The organism is Vibrio sp. OPT46, from assembly GCF_015163535.1.
GTDB lineage: Bacteria > Pseudomonadota > Gammaproteobacteria > Enterobacterales > Vibrionaceae > Vibrio > Vibrio alginolyticus.
In genome coordinates, this window is the sequence record NZ_JADDYG010000603.1 from 58,028 (window position 1) to 61,453 (window position 3,426).

A 3,426-nucleotide genomic window follows, 5' to 3' on the forward strand; every position below is an offset into this window, starting at 1 on the left:
CCGCGTAGATAACGTATACGGCGACCGTAACCTAATCTGTTCATGCCCAAGCATCGATAACTACGAAGATTAATTTTTGTAGTGTGCCAGAGTATTCTAATTTTAGACAAAGCATTCTAATTTTAGACAAAGTGCCTAGTTTGGGCGAAACCTGAGCTTGATGTATTAAAAAATCAGACAAACAGAAGTTTGTCTGATTTTTTATTTCTAGCAGATGGCTTGAAAAAGCACTCCAATGAGGTTTAAAACGATTCTTTGTCTAAAATTATCAGCTCATTCGAGTCAAACAAACTCAACATTCCCTTAAATTAGCTAGTCATGGATAATTCATCAAACCGATGTTATATTTTCAATATTATCAACTAACCAAGGGTTAACCTCACCAAAAATACTCTCTATGCCATTCTTTATCTCGGATATATCACCTAGATATAGTACTTTGAGGTTTTTAACAGCTCTGGAGCAAGCAACATACAGTAAGTTTTTAGTGTTGGTATGTTTATTTTTAAAAGCCTGATCAGATAGCAACTCAGCCCTTTCTTCGTTAGTTCTTTGCAATAAATCAAAATAGTTTTTAAACTTATTTCTATTCCTACTACCAAAATCATGCTCTAGAATTATTGCAACATTATCGTATTCTTCGCCTTTAGTTCCATGGTATGTATGATAGCTAAATTTATCACTTCCAAGCCCATCAATAAAATTGATCCAGCAAACTAGAGTGTGAATTGGCAGACCTAGAATACTATTTGTCTTCTGTTCAACCTCATCTTGTTCTTCAGTACCATCTAGCATGAGAGAGTGAATGCTATTTATCAGGGTGGTCTTAAAGGCTTCCGGTGTGTCTATCGCACTTCTATCATAATTCGTGTAGTTAACAAGGGCTCTTACTATATTTTTTCTCAAAACTTCACTTTCAAGCTTTGTTATAATTAAGTTGCACCAGTCATAAAGAGTTTTAACTTCCTCACTTTTAAGTTCTTTAATTATTAAGCTTGCCTCCGAAAAAGTCATGTTTTTACTTTGCGTTCCAAAAATATCATAATAGGATGCTTCGGATTTTTTTATCTCATGATATAACTTTACAAGATGATATATATTTAAAGCTGTTGGGTGTAGTTTTTCTAATTGTTGTGATAGTACAAGAGTACTTAATTGATCATAGTAAATCGTAGATGCTTTAAAAGCATCGTACACTTCTTTAAATCCATTAAACTCGGACATTAGCTGATTAGTTAGTACAAGGCAATTTATCTTACATGTACTGTTGCTATCGATTTCAGCGCGACCTTCAAGCTCGTCACTATAGAACGAGAGAAACCGCTTTGCTGTTTGAATTTTGTTATCTGAATTTTGATAGAAAAAACTAACTGAGCCATGATTTTTATCTTCATAAATAGGTTCTTGGACTATCGAATCATCACGAATCTTATTTGAAATTTCAATTATCTGCTTGTGAGAACGTCGATTGAATTCTTTATCAATATCAAATAAGTCACCATGCAAGTCGCTTATACGCTCTCCAACACCATCTTCGTAGATATTTTGAGCAGTATCTCCAAAATAGCCAACCATCCAGGCTTTGTCATTTTGTGAGGCATAATCGTGTATAGTCCTTAATAAATTAATTACGTTTTCATTTGTATCTTGGTATTCATCTATAAAGAAATATGGATAAGTATCTATAATAATGCGACAGAGTGTTTTATGTTTTGTTACTAACTTCAAACCATACTCTAACAAGGTATCATGACTAAACTTCATATAATGAAGCCTATCTGTGTTAGTTTTGCTATCGTAAGTGACGCGTTTCTCTCTACCGTCAATTATATTGGTTAAGCACTTTTGTAGATTATCTTTCTTATACAAAAGCGCTATTACATACTTGAAGTTGGCTATGTTACTTAAACATCCTCTTAGGATACTTTGAACCTCTCCACTAGAGTTATCAATATAAGAACCTCGAAAGCTAGCAGCATTAAGGCTTTTTGCCCTGAAGTAGATATCCTTATTTTCAAATACGAACTCAACGAGGCTTCTTTGATCGCTTTCGGAAAGCTCATTAAAGAATCTGGATTTATTTGAGTCTTGTAAATCCAGTTCAATATGTTCTATCGTTTTTTCGATTTTCTCCTTATGGCATTCTAATAGCTCTGGCTGAGAACGTTTGATTAGATCCCAAACCCTTTCGTGGATTGTAGATACATGCACCAAGTCTGAGTTACCAAGACGTCCTTTAATTTCATTAACAGCTACGTTGGTATAAGTAATACATGCTACTTTCTGAGGACTTTTCTTAGCTAAAACCTTATGAACAGAGACGTATTTTAAAGTTTCAATTAAGGCATATGTTTTTCCTGAGCCGGCACCAGCGTTGAAACAAAAGCTTCTGAAGTTATCTATTTGCTCAAATAGGCTTTGTTGGATCTCTTTTTCTCTTATCTCATTCGGCGTCATCTAACACTTCCTCCTGAAGAACAATACCATCAGAACTGTCGTTGCCCCCTGCTAGCGCAGCAGAAATATCATTTAGTTCCAACTTACCTTCGAGCCATGCAAAGCCATGTTTTAGATAGTTAGGTAATTTAGGCAGTACATCCCCCTCTTCCAAAGAGAGCAGACCAAAGATCAGGTTATTTGAAAAATCACTCTTACTATCTGATAGTTTCTTTTGTAGTTTATAAGAGTTATCTATTAGATTACTTCGAGAACCATTTGGATCTTCCCCAAGTTTTATAATGCTGTTATAAATATTTGGTTTGCATATTTCAATTACATCATTGATAAGATCATTATCATAATTAGTTAATATCAAAGCTTCTTCCAAGCTTGATGCATGTTGTGATTCTATTGGATCCTTTTGAAAAACTATGTAGAGGTTTTCATCTTCAAAATACTCTATATCATCAAGCTTGTCGGCTTCAGAATCGGATTTACCTCTAAGTTGTTTATTCAGCTCTTTCAGAGTGGCGTTAGTAGTTGTTCTGTCAGCTAGGCTAGTAATCTGAACAAAAGATGGAAGTGTTCCTCTAACACACTCTGTGTCATCACTTTTTGCTATCTGGCCACAAACATCACAATTTTCTGTATCCTTGTGTTTTTCACCCTTCTCACATTTTGCTCTCTTTATGTCCAAATCGGTAACAATTAAACTCGGGATACATAGTTTTTTCGCAAGTGGTAGATACAGCTTGCCATGAGCACCGTTGATGTTGAAAACGGAAATATAGTGTTTACTTAGTTCAGGATGTATTTCTAAGAAGTAGTTAAGCAATGTTTCTTCTGTAATTCCTTCCACGAAAATTATCGCGTCAGAAAAAAATAACTCTGAAACTTTATATTTTATGTGTTTCTTGATGAAATTAAGTACCTTTCCATTATCATCCTCAGAGCTTGAAACTATAGCTTCATCTGTTAGGTTTATTG

2 protein-coding genes are annotated in these 3,426 nt (G+C 34.6%); both read right to left on the minus strand.

The window, feature by feature from the left end; all coding sequences use genetic code 11:
- Nucleotides 1-330: 330 nt before the first annotated feature.
- A complete protein-coding gene (locus IQR33_RS23780; RefSeq protein ID WP_193844107.1) occupies nt 331-2,457 on the minus strand; it encodes a UvrD-helicase domain-containing protein in 2,127 nt (708 codons plus the stop codon).
- A partial coding sequence (locus tag IQR33_RS34125; protein ID WP_228014089.1) for an ATP-dependent endonuclease occupies nt 2,444-3,426 on the minus strand: 983 nt, incomplete at its 5' end. The genes IQR33_RS34125 and IQR33_RS23780, both read right to left, overlap by 14 nt.

What these genes read in the sequence shown, in the direction of transcription:
- IQR33_RS23780 (WP_193844107.1), bottom strand. Translation starts at nt 2,457, where the DNA reads ATGACGCCGAATGAGATAAGAGAAAAAGAGATCCAACAAAGCCTATTT.